The following is a 16,152-nucleotide window of genomic DNA, read 5'->3' on the forward strand; positions in this document are numbered from 1 at the left end:
AAAACTCACTTGGTTCTAAAAACGTGCAAAGTTACCAATTCGTATGAGACTATAAAATAGACCGAGAAATCAATAAGCTGATAATGACGGTAAATTCATTAGCCATGAGTCAAAAACAAGATTCATCTTTTAACCTCAGTTAACATCTTTCCCCTCTTCCAGTTTTTTAATCATTGCCTCTACACTGTTTTTATTCAAATCGTCAGGGGCTTGTGCTAAAGCTGCTCTTAAATATTCTAAGGCTTTTTTGTAATCGCCATTGGCGGAGTATCCTCTTCCTAAACCTACATTGGTAGTAAACACATTTGGGTTTTTGTCATAATTGGTTTTAAAAACTTTCAGAGCTTCTTGTGGCTGTTTCATACCTATCAACCGACGACCGTACTGATGTAACTCTATCATGCTACCCATAGGCACGGCTTCGTCCATTATGGCCTTGGCTTCTGCCATTCTATTTAGTCTGGCCAATACCGCCGCCTTGGTGCTTAGTGTCTGAAAATTCTTTTGTCCTACAAAACGAGCCGTTATAGCCTCGTCGGCCCAGGCAAGTGCCTGTTCTAACTCTATATTATTCTGCAAACAAAAATTGGCCGCCTGAACAAAGGATTCCCACTTAAAGCCGGGCTTGGTATGCAATTCGTTTCTGAAAGACGCCAGTTGAATTTTGTTTACATCAGCATCTACCTTAAATGGTATCATTCGTTTTTCCCACAACAGGGCAATAGTAGCCGAATTATCGGTCTGATTCATAAACTCATATTTCAGCCACTCTACACTTTTTTCTAAAGGCTCGCTTTTTACATTTACACGCAGAGCATCTTGTACAGGGTCATAGTAAAAACTTCCCCAAGAATTATTAGCCTTTGAGAAAATCAGGATATTATCTGTTTCTCCTAAAATAATATGAAACCCATACGTGCCAGCCGCTAAGTCTTTTCCCTCTATTTTTACATTGTTCGAGAAACTGATCGTAGTATTTTCATTAGCTCCTGCCCGCCAAGGAGCAGCCTTGCTTGTGCCAAAACCTAAATCAACAAGACCATAATGAGCTACCGGCGTTCCCCAGATTTTTCCTTCTCGGCCCTTTACTCCCGGACGCCCATAAGTAATAGTGATATTTACTAACCCTATTTGCTCAGATACTGTAGCTTTTTTATTACCTCCGTCTGGAGCAGAAGTCAGATCGCCCTGTGCATAAGTCATCAGGCCTGCCGATAGCAAGGCAAAAGCAAGTAAAACTGTCTTTGTCATGATTTTGAGATTGTTGATTAAATAATAGTTATGATACAGTATTATGATATACCCTATTCGAAGCTTTTAAGAAGCATGGCAAATAACTAAAAAAAAATATGTTTGCTATCACCCATTTTTGGGGATATTTCGTTGTTATTACATAAGAACACCTTTTCTACCTCTTCAAATACCTCTTTCAGCTTGTCTTCGTGGCTAAACATCTATGTACAAAATTGTATAATAGTAATAGAAAACTTTATTTTTGCGAATCTTAACTCATACAATCATGGTATTAGATTTTTCAATTGTCGACGTATTCGCCGAGCAAAAATATCAAGGTAATCAATTAGCTGTTTTTCATAATGCAAATGGATTGTCAGATGAACAAATGCTCAGGATTGCCCGCGAAATCGGTTTTCAGGAATCAACTTTTGTAATATCTGATAAGGGTGATGAAGGTGCATATGATGTGAGAATTTTTACACCTGAATACGAAGTACCTTTTGCCGGACATCCGACTCTTGGAACAGCATTCGTGCTGAAGAAAGAGTCTGATACCGAAATAACCCTGAATCTGAAAGCGGGTAGAGTACCCGTAACTTTAACTGAAGAAACCCTCTGGCTTGAAATAAGCAATCCGACTTTCGGAGAAACCTTTACAACAACCATAGCTGCGCTATTAGGTTTATATCCGGAAGATATTGACGAAACCTTACCAGTACAATTAGTTTCAACCGGGCTACCCTATCTGATTATTCCAGTAAAAACCCTGAGAGCCGTTCAGGAAATCCATCTCGAAGATATAACTGTGAAAGAATGGCTGACAGAGCATAAACTTTACAAAACCAATTCGCCAGATGGGCTGACAGTTGCTTTTTTTGTATTTACAGACGAGACTCATGCACACGCCAATCATTTACATGCGCGTATGTTCTGTCTGGAAAACGATAAAATTGTAGAAGATGCTGCTACAGGAAGCGCTAACTCTTGCTTATTGGCTTATCTGCTTAAATACGAACTACCGATGATACACAAATTAGTAGAGCAGGGATACGAAATAAAACGCCCGTCATTAATCAATATCAAAGGGGAGTTGAATCAGGAAGGAAAATATAAACTACAGGTAGGTGGTAAAGTTCAACTCGTCGCACAGGGCAAATGGTTTGTGTAGAAGCAAAAATTTACGATTTTTGTACTACCGACCTGAACACTTAACAATTTAACCTAAGCCCGATGGCAAAAAATACATTCCGAAGCAAAACACCTCCACCTGCCAAAGCATCAGCCGCCTCATCCAAATCCAGACTATCCTCAGTTTGGGTCAGGCTCAAGCGCACGCTCTTCAGGTTTATCATATTTTTCTTTACCTCTACTATCAGTGCTGTTATCCTCTTCAAATTCGTACCTGTACCTTTTACAGCAACCATGCTTTCAAGGAAGATTGAAGCCATTGCTGACGGAAAAGACAGCGAGATTTATTATGAATGGAAATCGTACGACAAAATATCAAAAGAAGCGCCTCTGGCTATAGTAGCCGCCGAAGACCAGCTTTTTCCAGAGCATTATGGATTTGACTTTAAATCGATGGGTAATGCTTTTCAGCGCAATATGAAAGGAAAGAAAATCCGGGGTGCCAGTACCATTTCACAACAGGTAGCTAAAAATGTATTTCTATGGCAAACCCGAAGCTATATCAGAAAAGCCATTGAAGTATATTTTACAGCACTTATAGAATTGATATGGGGTAAACAACGTATTCTGGAAGTATATCTGAACGTAGCTGAAATGGGTAGTATGACATTTGGTGTAGAAGAAGCCTCTAAACGCTATTTCGGAAAATCAGCCAAAGACCTTACCCGCGATCAGGCTGCCCGTATAGCGGCAGTATTACCAAGCCCTATTAAATGGTCTATTGCTAAGCCGGGGCCTTATGTGGTTCGTCGCACCGGACAAATCGCCCGCCAGATGCGAGCATTGGGTGGCCCGGCGTATTTGAGTGGGTTGAGGAAGTTTTAAAAATATTATTATCTCAACTCCGCCTCTAAATCATTAATTTTCTTCAAATCCAATTTGCCTATTGTAGCATATTTTCTGGCCTCAACTAAATCTTTTTTGGCAGCAGGTATATTGCCTTTCCGTTGTTGTACACGGGCAGACTGGTAATAAGATTCTGTCAGCTGATTATTATCTTTCAGAAGTGCACGTCCCTGCATAATATACTTTTCAGCTTGCAGCACGTAAGTTTTATCAGTAGTGATGTCAAGAACAAAAGACCCGATAAAGGTGAGCGCAGCGCCATTAGTGGCTAATTTTCTGGCAAAATTATCAATGACCCCTATCGCCTGGTCGGTGTGACCTTCTCTTACCAATGCTTTAGCTTCAAATTGCCACGTAGCACCTTCGGCATATTGCCCAAAGCCCACCTTGTTCATGTATTCCTTAACCTTATTAATTTTAGCCGAAGGATAGGACTGTCCTCTCAAACTATACAAAGAGCTCTGGATTATCACACCAAAGATATTCTGCTCGCCTCTTGGGTGCCCTCCGGCTGTTTCATAGTTTTTGGCTTCCTCCACATGGTTGAGCCAATATTGGGCAAAACCATTATCAATATCTTCCACTACTTTTTTGGTAATCGCCCAGCTAATCGGGCTATTCAGGTCTTCTTTAGGAAATACATCATACACAGCTTTGGCAACTGCCAGGTTGGTAGCCGTATCTTTTACTACACGGCTGTAATAAGCATAACTGATTAAGAAATTCAAATCTTTTTCTCCGGCTTCGTAGCGCTTTTTATAACTTGATGCTCTTTTATCAGGATCGAGTGCTATCTTTCCTATGGCAATTACCCCGTCTTCCTTGGGTTCGCCTGCCTCTGTCTGATGCACTAAATTCTTATCCGGGTCGAAAAACAGAAACAATGGAAAGTTTGGCAAATGAATATTCTTACTATTCAGAAACTTTACCTGATCTGCTTTCTCTCCATTGAGTTTATAATTAATAAAATTTTTGTTATAAAACTCCCCTACTTTCGCCGATTTTAGTATAGGCTCAAAACTCATACAGATTGGGCAAGTAGGTAGATAACATTCGACATATACCAGTTTGTTTTCAGCTTTTGCTTTCTTGAATGCAGTGTCAATATCTGTTTCCCAGACAATGCTCTGAGCAAAACTCAATTGTGCAAACAGCGCACAGGCAAACAATACATATATTTTCTTCATAATAAGGCTTTAATCAAGCAACAAAGTAAAGAAGAAAACTGATTGGCACAAAATCATTAACATTTCCTTAAGTTTTTTTTGCATAGAGCAAGGAACAAATGATTAAACACTGAAGTTTTCCTTGAAGTAATCTTTATCTAAAACTTTCCTGAAGTCCTCTGCCACTCACTGCCCCATTGCTCTAATTACATCCCTTAATCTCTGCCTTAAACACACTTCTTGAATCAGCCACAAAGCCCGGTTTCAGTAAAATTGATTTGCCTGCCTCAAATGTCACCACAGGCGCTGGTGTAAAATCAGGGTCACCGATTTTCTTATTCGATTCTATGGTATCAACAGCTTTTACCAGTTCAGTACCTGTGCTGATATTAGCACTCACTGCCACAGCTGAGGTCGTTACAGTTACATCAACTGAGGCAAAACCACCTGCACTACATTGTGCCAGATAAGTAGTACTTGCGGCAGGACTAACCGTGATAGAAGTGCCAGTTCTTGTACTTACTCCATCTAACCAGGTGATGTTTCCACTACAACCTCCTGCAGTCAGCATAACCGATGAATTAGGGCATATCACTGGTTTTTCAGGGGTAACGGTAATAATGTTTTTACTACCACAATTTGTGCCTGCTGTTATTGTAATACTCTTTTCAGCACCTTTACAACCAGCGTTCGACTCACACCACCCTTTGTATGTACCCGGTTCGGTTACAGCTCTTGTACTTTTAACATATCCACTTGGTACATCTCCATTAGATGGTGTTGAGTTACTCCAGTAAAAAATATCTGATACACTTGTACATTGGGCTGTAAGTACAACTGTATTACCCCTACAGATGGTGGCATTATCGGTTGTAATGACAGGTTGTTCTGGCACCCGATTTACGCTCACAGTAAATACAAGAGATGAATCACTATTGCAACCGTCATAAGCCGCAATGACTCGGTATGAAGTAGTAACAGCTGGTGAAACATTAGTAGAAAGACCTGTTGCCCCATCTGACCAATAAAAGATAGCTGCCGGATTGTTAGTCAGACCAGAAGTCGATAATATTACACTTTCACCTTTGCAAAGAGTGTTTCTACCTGATATAATAGGCGTTGCTGGTTTTGGTTTAACAATGACATCATCAGTAATCACTCTTTCACTATTGCATATACCATTAATACAGGCTACATAGTACCTGATATTCGATACCGGAGCGTGATTGAAGTAGTTACCTGTTCCGATACTGGTTGTTCCAGTAGCTGAGTTATACCATTTAACGGTACCTATCGGACAAGTAGCCGACAAGGTAATTTCCTCTCCTTTACAGATTTCTGTATCACTAACTGACACACCAACAGGATTAGTCGGTTGCTCGGTTACTACTACTTCAGCAGTAGCAACACTTTCACTAAAGCAAGTTCCATTTGAACAAGTAGCATGATAAACCGTACTTACATTCGGTTTATAGGTAAAGGCCGTATCAGGGTCCATACTTGTTTTATACCAGTGTAGAGTTCCTACCAGACATGAGCCCGACAAAGTAATTGTTTCACCATTGCAGATAGCTGTTTTACTGACAGCCACACCTGTTGGATTACTAACTTGTTGATAAACTACTATCTCGTTTAAAGCGACTCTTGAACTTTTGCAATTGCCATTCTCACAGGCAACATAATAGGTTGTCGTAGTGGTCGGTCGACCAATAAAATACTCTCCGGTTCCCAGGGCTGTTCCTCCGGTTGCTGAATTATACCAGGTTATAGTGCCTTTAGCACAGGAAGCATTTAAATAAACACCAGTACCCTCGCAAAGCTGGGTTCCCCCCTGAAACAAGTCGGTTGGAATAGTTGGTTGCTCGGTTACAAATACTGGCTCAGTAGGTAAATAGCTGCTTATACAAGGCCCATTCATACAATAGGCATAATAAACACTGTTTTCGGTAGGTGTGCGGTTAGGCACAAGGTCATATTGTTCCACTCCTACGGCTGTATAGGCTCTTATCCATTTTACCTCTCCTACAGAACAAGTGGCCGATAAAGTAACACTATCACCGCTGCAAATAGCTGTTTTACTGACTGTTACTCCGGTAGGGTCTAATGGTCTCACATAAAACACAATTTCTTCCATAGCTACTCTTTCACTGCTACAATAAGTGGTTTTGCAGGCAGCATAATAAGTAATGGTTTTGGTTATGGCAGCGTAAACAGTTGCTCCCTCATAAGCAGGTGTTGTAGCAGTAGCAGAATCATACCATTTAAGTGTTCCGGTAGCACAAGAACCGCTTAAACCTATAGACATTTCACCACAAGCCTTTGTATCCCATTGGGAAAGATTAGTTGGTTTGCCTGGCGTTGGTCTTACTGTTACTTCTCCTGTGGCTACTCTCTCACTTTTGCAATTAATATTCTCGCATGCGGCATAATAAGTGGTATTCACAGTTGGGTTATGGTCAAAATGTTCACCTGTTCCCAGAGCAGTTGTAGCAGTAGCTGAATCATACCAGATTACCTCACCTATAGCGCAATCAGCACCCAGATAAACAGGTTCACCACTACAAATCACAGAATTATAAGCTGTCACATTCAGTGGATTAGTTGGTTGCTTAGTCACCACAACCATATCGGTATTGGCCATTTCACTCTTGCAATCACCATTAATACATACAGCATAATAAGTGTAGGTATCTGTTGGTGTAAGACTCAGACTGTTGCCTGTGCCAATGCTTGTATCGGCTATGGAATCATTATACCAGGTAATTGTTCCAATATCACAGGTAGCGGTCAGGGTAATGCTTGTTCCACTACAAATAGCTGTCTTATCTACTGAAACCCCTGTTGGCTTGGAAGGCGTAGCAGTTACCACAACTTGTTGAGTAATTACCCTGCCGCTCTCACAAATACCGTTTATACACATAGCATAATACTTAGTGTTGGTCATTGGAGCTTGAGTAATAATTGACCCCGTTTCAAGAAATATATCTTCGTCCTGTCCTATTTTATACCAGGCAACCTCTCCTATCGAACAATAAGCTGATAAAGTAATATTCGTGCCACTACAAATAGCAGTCTCACTTACCGAAACGTCCGTAGGGTCAACCGGTTGCTCTGTTACGGTTACTGTACCTGCCGATATTCTTTCGCTCTTGCAATCGCCGTTTTCACAAGCTACATAATAAGACTTCGTGATACCCGGTACTTCCCCCCAATTACCTGTAGCTACACTTGTCTGGTCATATTCGCCTTTATACCAGGTGGCAGTACCATAGTCGCAACTGGCAGAGAATCCGACATAATTGTTAGAACATACATTAGTCTGGTCAATCGAAACACTCGTCGGATTGCCTGGCTGATCGGTTACTACTACATCTCCTACCCAAACCCTGTCGGTTTTACAATCACCGTTTTCACACGCTACATAATAAGAAGTGTCATAAGGAGGAGATACTTGCAGGCCTGATCCGGTAGCAATAGCACTTCCACCACTTAATAGTGTGTACCATTTTACGCTTCCTATCGGGCAGGTAGCCGTTAATTCAACGTTTGTCCCACTGCAAATACTGGTCTTATCTATTGAGACATCCTCTGGTGTCGTTGGCGTTGTAGTAACTACTAATTCGCTGGTAGCTATTCTGTTCGTGCTATTAAGGCCATATTCACAAGCAACATAATAAGTTGTGGTGACAGTCGGGGAAAGAACCAACACCGAACTTGTACCAATACTACTACCGCCAGAAGCACTTTTATACCAGTTTAAAGCTCCCTGGGCACAGTTGGCTGATAACGTAATATCTGTTCCACTACAAATTGCCGTGTCACTTACTGAAACATCTGATGGGTCAGTTAATGTCAGGGTTCTGATAATATATCCGCCCATACCGGTAGTTTCAAAACTCACTTCCCAGCGTTTGGCGGTGCTATTCCAGACTATATCGGCATCATCAGGATTAATCTCAGTCATAGCACCAGGATAAGTAATCGGCCAACCTGTGTCATTAGAACTGGTGCCTCCATGTTTTTCGATGCGTATGCTTCTGATACCCTTTATATCGCTACTGTCTACAGGTAGTTTAAGTGCATTTGCCGTGTAATCATAGCTATTGTACTCATTAAAATCGCTCTGAGTATAATAGAGCGTTACTTTAGCTGTAGCATTATCTGGGTCGGTTTCTGGATACAATTCATATTGACGGCGCACATAATTTCCGTCAAGCGGTGGATACAACCATTCTTTTACAGAGATATTACCACTCACAGGTGCATCTCCCGATGCCTCAATTGTAGTAATTAGTTCGTTAAAAACATTGCAATAACACGTAGTATTTGATGGACTCTGTACCTGGCTGCCAAATGTTGATGATTTTTCAAGAGTATTGATTGTGGAATTAGCAGGTGTACAAGTGCCTAGGCTCCATAGTGTTGAATTATATATGTTACTATTCACTGAAGCACTGGCTTTAAAATACAATTTCCCATTAACATCAGTCATATATTCTATGCCCATATAATCACTACCAGGGGCTATACTTTTTAAAAGCACTGTGCCTTCTGATGTCCCGTTACTTTTCCATAGCTGAATGGGTTCTTCACTATTGCTGGCCGTAAAATAAACTATTCCGTTAGCCACTGCTAAATAATAGATAGCACCACCCTCATACCCCCCCATAATCTCTTTTAGCATCACGGTTCCTTCTGGAGTACCATCACTTTTCCATAATTCTCTGCCGTGTTCTCCATCATCTGCCCCAAAATATAAAGTACCATCCACGTTTACAAACATCATAGCATTAGAATCGGCAAAGCCCATATAAATATCCTTTACGATTTTAGTCCCCGATTCTGTACCATCACTTCGCCACAATTCACGGCCATAGGTATCAGTATAAGCTGAAAAGTATAAAATATCCCCAACAGCAACCATACTGTTTATGATAGACCCTTCTACACCTGTATTAATATCCTTCACCATTTCTGTTCCTGCTGTAGTACCATCACTTTTCCATAGTTCGCCTCCATGCACAGTATCGTCTATTATAAGAAATAAACTACCGTTCACATTAGTCAGGCTCTGCATAATGGCATATGGAGAGTCAACTTGCTTCACTATCTCTGTTCCCTCTTCAGTGCCATCGCTTTTCCATAATGCCCAGAAATTATTGTGTGAAGTAGTAAAATACAAAGTACCATTAATATTGGTTAAATTATTAATAAAAGCGTTTCCTGAACCCGGATTTAAGTCCTTCACTAAACTGGTGCCCCCAGTTGTGCCATCGCTTTTCCATAATTCAGTACCATATTCATCAGTTGTACTCGAAAAGAATATTGTTCCATTAACATGGGTCATTGTATTAGCAAATGAAACTGTAGAATTCACCATTACTGTACCCTGTTCGGTACCATCACTTTTCCATAATCTGTAAATATAATTGGCATCTTTGGCAGCAAAGTACAAGGTTCCGTTTACATTCAATAACTGGATTATGTCAGAACTTGCACTTCCGGGTTTAATATCCTTTACCATAAAAGTTCCGGCTTTTGTACCATCACTTCTCCATAGCTCCTCACCATGCTCGTTATTGGTATCGTAGGCAGTAAAATAGAGAATATCATTTACTGCTGTAAGATTATTAACAGAAGCACTACCGTCTTTAAAAATATCCTTCACGATATAAGGTACTTGTGCAGAGCCTGGCTTTGCCAGACACAAAAATAAAACTAAAAAAAGCAGTTGTTTAAAAGTAAAAATCTGTTTCATCAGAAGGCTTACGTTACTAGTTAATGAGGTGGATGATTCCCTTGTGGCAGTAAAATTATATACCTCATACAGTTCACGCCAACACTATACGTGAACCAAAACCCAATTGTCCATATTTTGTCCATGCCGAAAAGGGTGTTTTTGGGTGTAGTGCAGGGGGTAAGGGGCAAGAGTATGGAGAATAGCTATTGCAGTCCTATTAACAGTGACCTGAGAACCCATCAATTGAGAAGTAGAATATATAAACACAAAGTAAAAGTCCCCCTTTAGGGCGATCCGTCGTACAGTTAGGAGGAGTTCTCAAAATAAATACCCACCAGCGGCAGGTATTTATCAGACCTACGATGAATTTTATGATAATAGCTTTTTTATTAATATTATTTTACAGAAAATGCTACTTCGGCGTTTTCCCAGGCTAAACTCACTGAATTTTTGTTGACAGCATACATCAGCTTTTCATTAAAGGATTTCGACTTCTTAGGCTTCACCATTACACGAAGCGCATCTTGTGCAGCATCATATTTAAAAGCTCCCCATTGATTCGGCACTTTGTTGAAAATAATTGTCCATTCATCAGCATTTGGAATCGCAAAGAAACCGTATTTCCCTGCAAGGAGTGTCTTGCCCTCAATGCTTACATCTTTCGAAAACTCAATAGTTGTAGCTTCGTTGGCACCTGCACGCCACACCTCGCCATAAGGCACTAATTTACCCCATACTTCACGTCCTTTTATTGAAGGCTGCCCATAATTAACTGTTACACTCTTACCATTAATTTTACCAGTTGTTGTAGCCGGAGGAGAAGGTCTTTTCGATTTATCTTCCTGTGCGGAAACAGTAAACGAAAGAAAAGATAAAGCGAAAAAAATCGCCATTAGACCCATTTTTTTTGTGTTCTTTTGCATAGCTTTGTTAGATGTTTTTGAATTAAAAATTTGTGTTATCGAATTGATGAAGCAAAACTAAGCATGACCACCTGTTCAAGTTTAGTCATGAACTTTCCAAATTCATTCAAGTTCATTCATCTATACAACTCATTTATCAACAAGTGATTATTGAATCGGAAGACATATTATTAGCACATTGCAAAAAACTGATTGAAGAAAAATTGGGATGGGGAAACAGTGAGCAATGGACAAATCAGGATTTTGAAGAGCTTTCTCAAAGAATTTTTGAGATAACAGCTATTACCCTTAGCCCTACTACTCTGAAACGAATCTGGGGAAAAGTAAAATATGATTCTGCACCAACCATCACTACACTTAATACGTTGGCTCAGTTTATAGGCTTTGAACACTGGAGAGCTTTCCGTCAAAATCATTTCCAAAAAAATAACGATGCCAATCCTGCCATAGCTCCGGTTCATATCAATGATGAAGAAATCAAATCAAAAACCATCAAGCGGCCTTATCTTTTTTCGTTTATTTTACCGTTGCTTTTGGTTCTTGGGACAGTAAGCTGGTATTTTCTCTCAAAAGACCAACCCACCCAAGAGCTTATCAATCCTGCTTATTATTCATTCAGTAGCAAGAAAGTAGTATCTGTTGGAGTGCCTAATTCGGTCATATTTGATTATGATGCCTTGAAAGCCCCATATGATTCTGTCTATATTCAACAAGATTGGGACCCATCCAAACGGGTCAAGGTTTCTAAAAATCAGCGGCAGCATACTTCTGTTTATTATTACCCGGGTTCGTTTCAGGCAAAACTGGTGGTGGGTAATGAGGTGGTACAAGAGCATAATCTGTTCATCCAAACCGATGGCTGGTTGCCTATGATTAGCCAAAAACCTGTTCCCGTCTATTTCAAGCAGCAAGAAGCCATCAATAACGGCAAACTTGGCCTGTCAGTAGAACAAATACAGACCCAGAATATCTCTCTGAAACCTACTGCTCCTGTGGTAGAATACGCCAATCTGAAAGACTTCGGAGATATAAAAACTGATAATTTTATTCTGGAGACCTCTGTAAAGAATACTTATCGTGAAGGAGCTTCAGTTTGTCAATATACCGAAATAGGCTTGCTTTGCGAGGGGACAGCCATCATGATTCGCTTGTCTGCCAAAGGCTGTATTTCAGAAAATAACCTTTATTTTATCGACCACAATATCTCAGGGAAAGAACACGATCTCTCAAAATTCGGAACCGATTTCAAGGATTTTGTAAAAGTCCGCTGTGAGTCTGTCAACGGGAAGGTAAAAGTCTTTATTGATAATCAGTTGGCTTATGAGTTTCCCTACCGAAGCCCTATCAGTAAAATCATGGGAATCACCTACCGTTTTCATGGTGCCGGATTGGTAGATAATGTAAAAATAACTAAAGGTAATGGGAAGATTGTATTTGAGGATAATTTCTCAAGGTAAAATAAAATGCAGTTTTCTATCTGATTCTGGAATCCATTGACAACCAACCCATATCATCAATAAAAATTATACATGAAATTCCTTCTTCTCTGTTTTACATTTCTCAGCATCATAGCACATGCACAAAATAAACGCCCACGTGAATTAGGTATTAAAATTGGCGTGATGAAAACCGGACAAAACAATGCCATAACAGATGTTGGAGGCGTAAAGGTTGGCCAAATGAGCCTGATAGAAGGAGAAAAAATTCGAACAGGTGTAACCGCCATTATTCCGCATGAAGGCAATCTTTTTCAGGATAAGGTACCTGGGGCTATTTTTATTGCCAATGGCTTTGGCAAGCTGGCGGGTATCAGTCAGGTTCAAGAATTAGGAAATATTGAAACTCCAATTATTCTGACCAATACGCTCTCAGTACCTACAGCGGCTGATGCTGTGATTGATTATACCTTAGCGCAAAAAGGCAACGAAAAAGTGCGCTCGGTGAATCCGGTAGTAGGAGAAACCAACGATAGTTATCTGAATGATATTACAGGCCGTCATGTAAAGAAAGAAGATGTACTAAGAGCCATAGAAATAGCTATACCCGGCAAAGTGGAAGAGGGTAATGTGGGGGCAGGCACAGGTACAATCTGCTTTGCCTGGAAAGGCGGCATTGGCACAGCATCAAGGGTATTACCTTCAAAATCGGGTGGATATACGGTAGGGGTATTGGTACAAACCAATTTTGGTGGAGTGTTGCAAGTGAACGGTGTACCTGTGGGCGAAGAACTGAAACAGTATTTTATGAACGACCAGTTGAATGACCCTGCTGATGGCTCTTGTATGATAGTAGTAGCAACTGATGCACCATTGACCTCTCGCAATTTAGAAAGATTGGCTAAAAGAGCCATTTTCGGGTTAGCAAAAACCGGCGGTATTGCTTCCAATGGAAGTGGTGATTATGTCATAGCTTTTTCAACAGCTAAACAACTGCGTGTACCGCATAGCAACCCTACCAAGTTTTATGATGCAACCGAGCTTCGCAATGATGATGTTTCGCCCTTATTTCTGGCCGTTATAGAGGCTACCGAAGAGGCCATCATCAATTCTTTATTTGCTGCCGAAACCACTAAAGGAGCTAACGGAGTAATTCAGGCATTGCCTGTCGATAAGGTTCTGGAATTAAGTAAGAAGTATAATAAATTGAAATAGTATCTCGTCTGTGCCGTGCAGATATTACTTCTTCTCCACATCTCTGGCAATAACCCGATAGATATTATTGATATGAATCGTATCACCTTTAATACTTATCTGATCGCCTACTTCCAAACGCTTGTAATTTGCACCCATATTCGGAATCGAAAAAATGGCTTCAAAGACCTTTCCTTTGCTATCTTTAATCGTAGCCACATAGCCATCTTTTCCGTTTTCAATGCCCTGAATTACACCTGTAAATGAATCAGATTTAGCGCATGAAGATACTACTATTACCAAAGCAATCCATAAAATTCCGATTTTGTTCATCTAATTCTGTTTGTAGTGTTTGTCATACAACGCCATCAATTTGAAATTAGTTTATCACAATATGGCATAGTTAAGAAATTTACTTTCTGGCTCTCACACTTGTTTTACACTTTATTAACCCGATAAACCAAACCTTTCTTTATTGCCTAAATAATTCACCTGCTTTTGATAACGAGTACTTACTGCGTCATGTACCACATTTTAATTGTCAGCTATCTTAATTTTATCTAACTTTAAACCTGATTCTATTTTAACCTATACGATGAATTTTCAAGGAAAAACAAAAGAAAACATTCAATACGATGCGATTGTGGTAGGCTCGGGTATTTCGGGCGGCTGGTCAGCCAAAGAACTCTGCGAAAAAGGGCTAAAAGTATTATTGCTGGAGCGCGGTCGCATGATTGAACATGTGACAGATTATGTTACCGCAAATAAAAATCCTTGGGATTTTCCGCACCATGATTTGCAGATGCCCGATGATTTACTGAAAAAATATCCTATACAGAACCGCACAGGATTTGCCATTATGGAATCGACCCACCATCATTTTGTAAATGATCTGGAGAACCCATATGTGGAAGAAAAACCTTTCGACTGGATACGTGGCTATCATGTCGGAGGCCGTTCGCTGATGTGGGGTCGGTATTCATTCCGCTTTTCTGACCTTGATTTTGAGGCCAACGCCAGAGAAGGTATTGCTACTGACTGGCCAATCCGTTATAAAGATTTAGCTCCCTGGTATGATTACGTAGAGACATTTGCAGGTATCGCCGGAAACCGTGACGGTCTCCCTCATTTACCCGATGGGCAATTTCAGCCTGCTATGCCTGATAATTGTATCGAATCGCATTTCAGAAATACAGTTAATAGTAATTTCGAAGACAGAAAGGTAATTTCTGCCCGTGCAGCACATTTAACTGCCCCTACAGAAGAGCAATTAGCTTTGGGCCGTGCCAGTTGCCAGTATCGTAATCGTTGTATGAGGGGTTGCCCTTTCGGAGCTTATTTTAGTACACAATCAGCTACTTTGCCTGCTGCCCGCCGAACAGGCAACCTGACTCTCAGACCTCATTCAATTGTTAATTCCATTATCTATGATGAGAAAACGGGTAAAGCCTCGGGTGTAAGAGTAATTGACGAGCAGAGCAACGAATGGCTGGAGTTTTCGGCAAAAATCATTTTTCTGAATGCATCTGCATTAGGCTCTACGTTTATTCTGATGAACTCCACTTCTGACCGTTTCCCGAATGGAATGGACGATAGCGGACAATTAGGACACAACCTGATGGATCATCATTTTCATGTGGGAGCAACAGCTGATTATCAGCAAGAGTTAGATAAGATATATTATGGCCGGCATCCGGCAGGTTTATATGTACCTCGATTCCGCAACTTACCTGGTCAGAAAAAACAGACTTTTAATCGCGGCTATGGCTTTGAAGTATATACCTGGCGAGATGGCTGGCAACACTCAATAGACATGGATGGCATGGGAGCCGAATTTAAAGAAAAAGTAGCCACTACTTATGGCGACTGGAAAATGATATTAGATGCCTTTGGCGAGTGTATGCCTTATTATGACAATAAAGTAACGCTTACCAATAAGAAAAAAGACAAATGGGGGCAGCCTGTATTGAAAATGGACGTACATTACCGAGAAAACGAAGCTCTGATGCGAAAAGATGCCAAAGAACAGGCTGTTGCCATGATGGAAAAAGCCGGTTTCTCTAATATTGAAGCCTATGACAGACAAGCACATCCCGGTCTGAGTATCCACGAAATGGGAACTGCTCGTATGGGGACTGATGCAAAAAACTCAGTCTTTAATAAATTTAATCAACACCATATTGTGAAGAATGTTTTCTGTACCGATGGCGCCTGTATGACTTCATCGCCCTGTCAGAATCCTTCTCTTACCTATATGGCTCTTTCTGCCCGTGCTGCTGATTACGCTGTGGCAGAGTTGAAAAGAGGAAATCTGTAAACAAACTAAGAATGTAAAACCGAGAAATGTAAACTTCAAAAAGTTTTTTGTATTCTTCTTTTAATCTTTTCCGGTTTTATATTTTTGTCTATATTTCTTTTACCAA

The 16,152-nt window shown here is 40.5% G+C and carries 10 protein-coding genes; 5 read left to right on the forward strand and 5 right to left on the reverse strand.

Translation table 11 applies throughout. The annotated features are described in order from the left end of the window. Positions 1-135: 135 nt before the first annotated feature. On the reverse strand, positions 136-1,251 hold the full coding sequence (locus H1R81_RS17475) for a DUF2911 domain-containing protein (RefSeq protein ID WP_181842042.1): 1,116 nt from the start codon (positions 1,249-1,251) through the stop codon (positions 136-138). Between the two features lie 268 nt (positions 1,252-1,519). On the opposite strand from H1R81_RS17475, the gene H1R81_RS17480 reads away from it, so the two are divergent. Continuing rightward, a complete protein-coding gene (locus tag H1R81_RS17480) occupies positions 1,520-2,404 on the forward strand; it encodes a PhzF family phenazine biosynthesis protein (protein ID WP_220275248.1) in 885 nt (294 codons plus the stop codon). 62 nt (positions 2,405-2,466) lie between these two features. Beyond that, the gene (gene mtgA / locus H1R81_RS17485; RefSeq protein ID WP_181842043.1) at positions 2,467-3,249 is read left to right on the forward strand and encodes a monofunctional biosynthetic peptidoglycan transglycosylase; all 783 of its coding nucleotides are present in this window, start codon (positions 2,467-2,469) and stop codon (positions 3,247-3,249) included. An 8-nt stretch (positions 3,250-3,257) separates the two neighbouring features. On the opposite strand, the gene H1R81_RS17490 is transcribed toward mtgA, so the two are convergent. From H1R81_RS17490 to H1R81_RS17500, 3 genes are all read right to left on the reverse strand, one after another. Then, positions 3,258-4,457 (reverse strand): thioredoxin family protein, encoded by a 1,200-nt coding sequence (locus H1R81_RS17490; protein WP_181842044.1) that lies wholly within the window; start codon positions 4,455-4,457, stop codon positions 3,258-3,260. A gap of 181 nt (positions 4,458-4,638) precedes the next feature. Beyond that, positions 4,639-10,194 (reverse strand): ELWxxDGT repeat protein, encoded by a 5,556-nt coding sequence (locus H1R81_RS17495; protein WP_181842045.1) that lies wholly within the window; start codon positions 10,192-10,194, stop codon positions 4,639-4,641. A 377-nt stretch (positions 10,195-10,571) separates the two neighbouring features. Next, complete coding sequence (locus H1R81_RS17500; RefSeq protein WP_229251156.1) at positions 10,572-11,099, reverse strand: DUF2911 domain-containing protein; 528 nt, start codon at positions 11,097-11,099, stop codon at positions 10,572-10,574. Between the two features lie 143 nt (positions 11,100-11,242). Between H1R81_RS17500 and H1R81_RS17505 the strand changes: the two genes are divergently transcribed. Continuing rightward, entirely contained in the window at positions 11,243-12,556 is a 1,314-nt protein-coding gene (locus H1R81_RS17505; RefSeq protein ID WP_181842046.1) for a hypothetical protein, read from the forward strand. A gap of 72 nt (positions 12,557-12,628) precedes the next feature. Continuing rightward, complete coding sequence (locus H1R81_RS17510) at positions 12,629-13,750, forward strand: P1 family peptidase (protein ID WP_181842047.1); 1,122 nt, start codon at positions 12,629-12,631, stop codon at positions 13,748-13,750. Between the two features lie 24 nt (positions 13,751-13,774). Here the strand turns inward: H1R81_RS17510 and H1R81_RS17515 are convergent, their stop codons facing one another. Further along, positions 13,775-14,062, reverse strand: coding sequence for a hypothetical protein (locus H1R81_RS17515; RefSeq protein ID WP_181842048.1), 288 nt, complete (start codon positions 14,060-14,062; stop codon positions 13,775-13,777). A gap of 262 nt (positions 14,063-14,324) precedes the next feature. Between H1R81_RS17515 and H1R81_RS17520 the strand changes: the two genes are divergently transcribed. Next, positions 14,325-16,046, forward strand: coding sequence for a GMC oxidoreductase (locus tag H1R81_RS17520; protein WP_181842049.1), 1,722 nt, complete (start codon positions 14,325-14,327; stop codon positions 16,044-16,046). The last annotated feature ends 106 nt before the right edge of the window (positions 16,047-16,152 follow it).

Origin of the sequence: Emticicia sp. BO119 (genome assembly GCF_013912375.1) — a bacterium.
Classification (GTDB): domain Bacteria; phylum Bacteroidota; class Bacteroidia; order Cytophagales; family Spirosomataceae; genus Emticicia.

Bases quoted from the DNA above. Each gene is read 5' to 3' on its own strand.
- mtgA (WP_181842043.1), top strand. From the start codon at position 2,467: ATGGCAAAAAATACATTCCGAAGCAAAACACCTCCACCTGCCAAAGCA.
- H1R81_RS17520 (WP_181842049.1), top strand. From the start codon at position 14,325: ATGAATTTTCAAGGAAAAACAAAAGAAAACATTCAATACGATGCGATT.
- H1R81_RS17515 (WP_181842048.1), bottom strand. From the start codon at position 14,062: ATGAACAAAATCGGAATTTTATGGATTGCTTTGGTAATAGTAGTATCT.
- H1R81_RS17475 (WP_181842042.1), bottom strand. From the start codon at position 1,251: ATGACAAAGACAGTTTTACTTGCTTTTGCCTTGCTATCGGCAGGCCTG.
- H1R81_RS17495 (WP_181842045.1), bottom strand. From the start codon at position 10,194: ATGAAACAGATTTTTACTTTTAAACAACTGCTTTTTTTAGTTTTATTT.
- H1R81_RS17510 (WP_181842047.1), top strand. From the start codon at position 12,629: ATGAAATTCCTTCTTCTCTGTTTTACATTTCTCAGCATCATAGCACAT.
- H1R81_RS17500 (WP_229251156.1), bottom strand. From the start codon at position 11,099: ATGCAAAAGAACACAAAAAAAATGGGTCTAATGGCGATTTTTTTCGCT.
- H1R81_RS17480 (WP_220275248.1), top strand. From the start codon at position 1,520: ATGGTATTAGATTTTTCAATTGTCGACGTATTCGCCGAGCAAAAATAT.
- H1R81_RS17490 (WP_181842044.1), bottom strand. From the start codon at position 4,457: ATGAAGAAAATATATGTATTGTTTGCCTGTGCGCTGTTTGCACAATTG.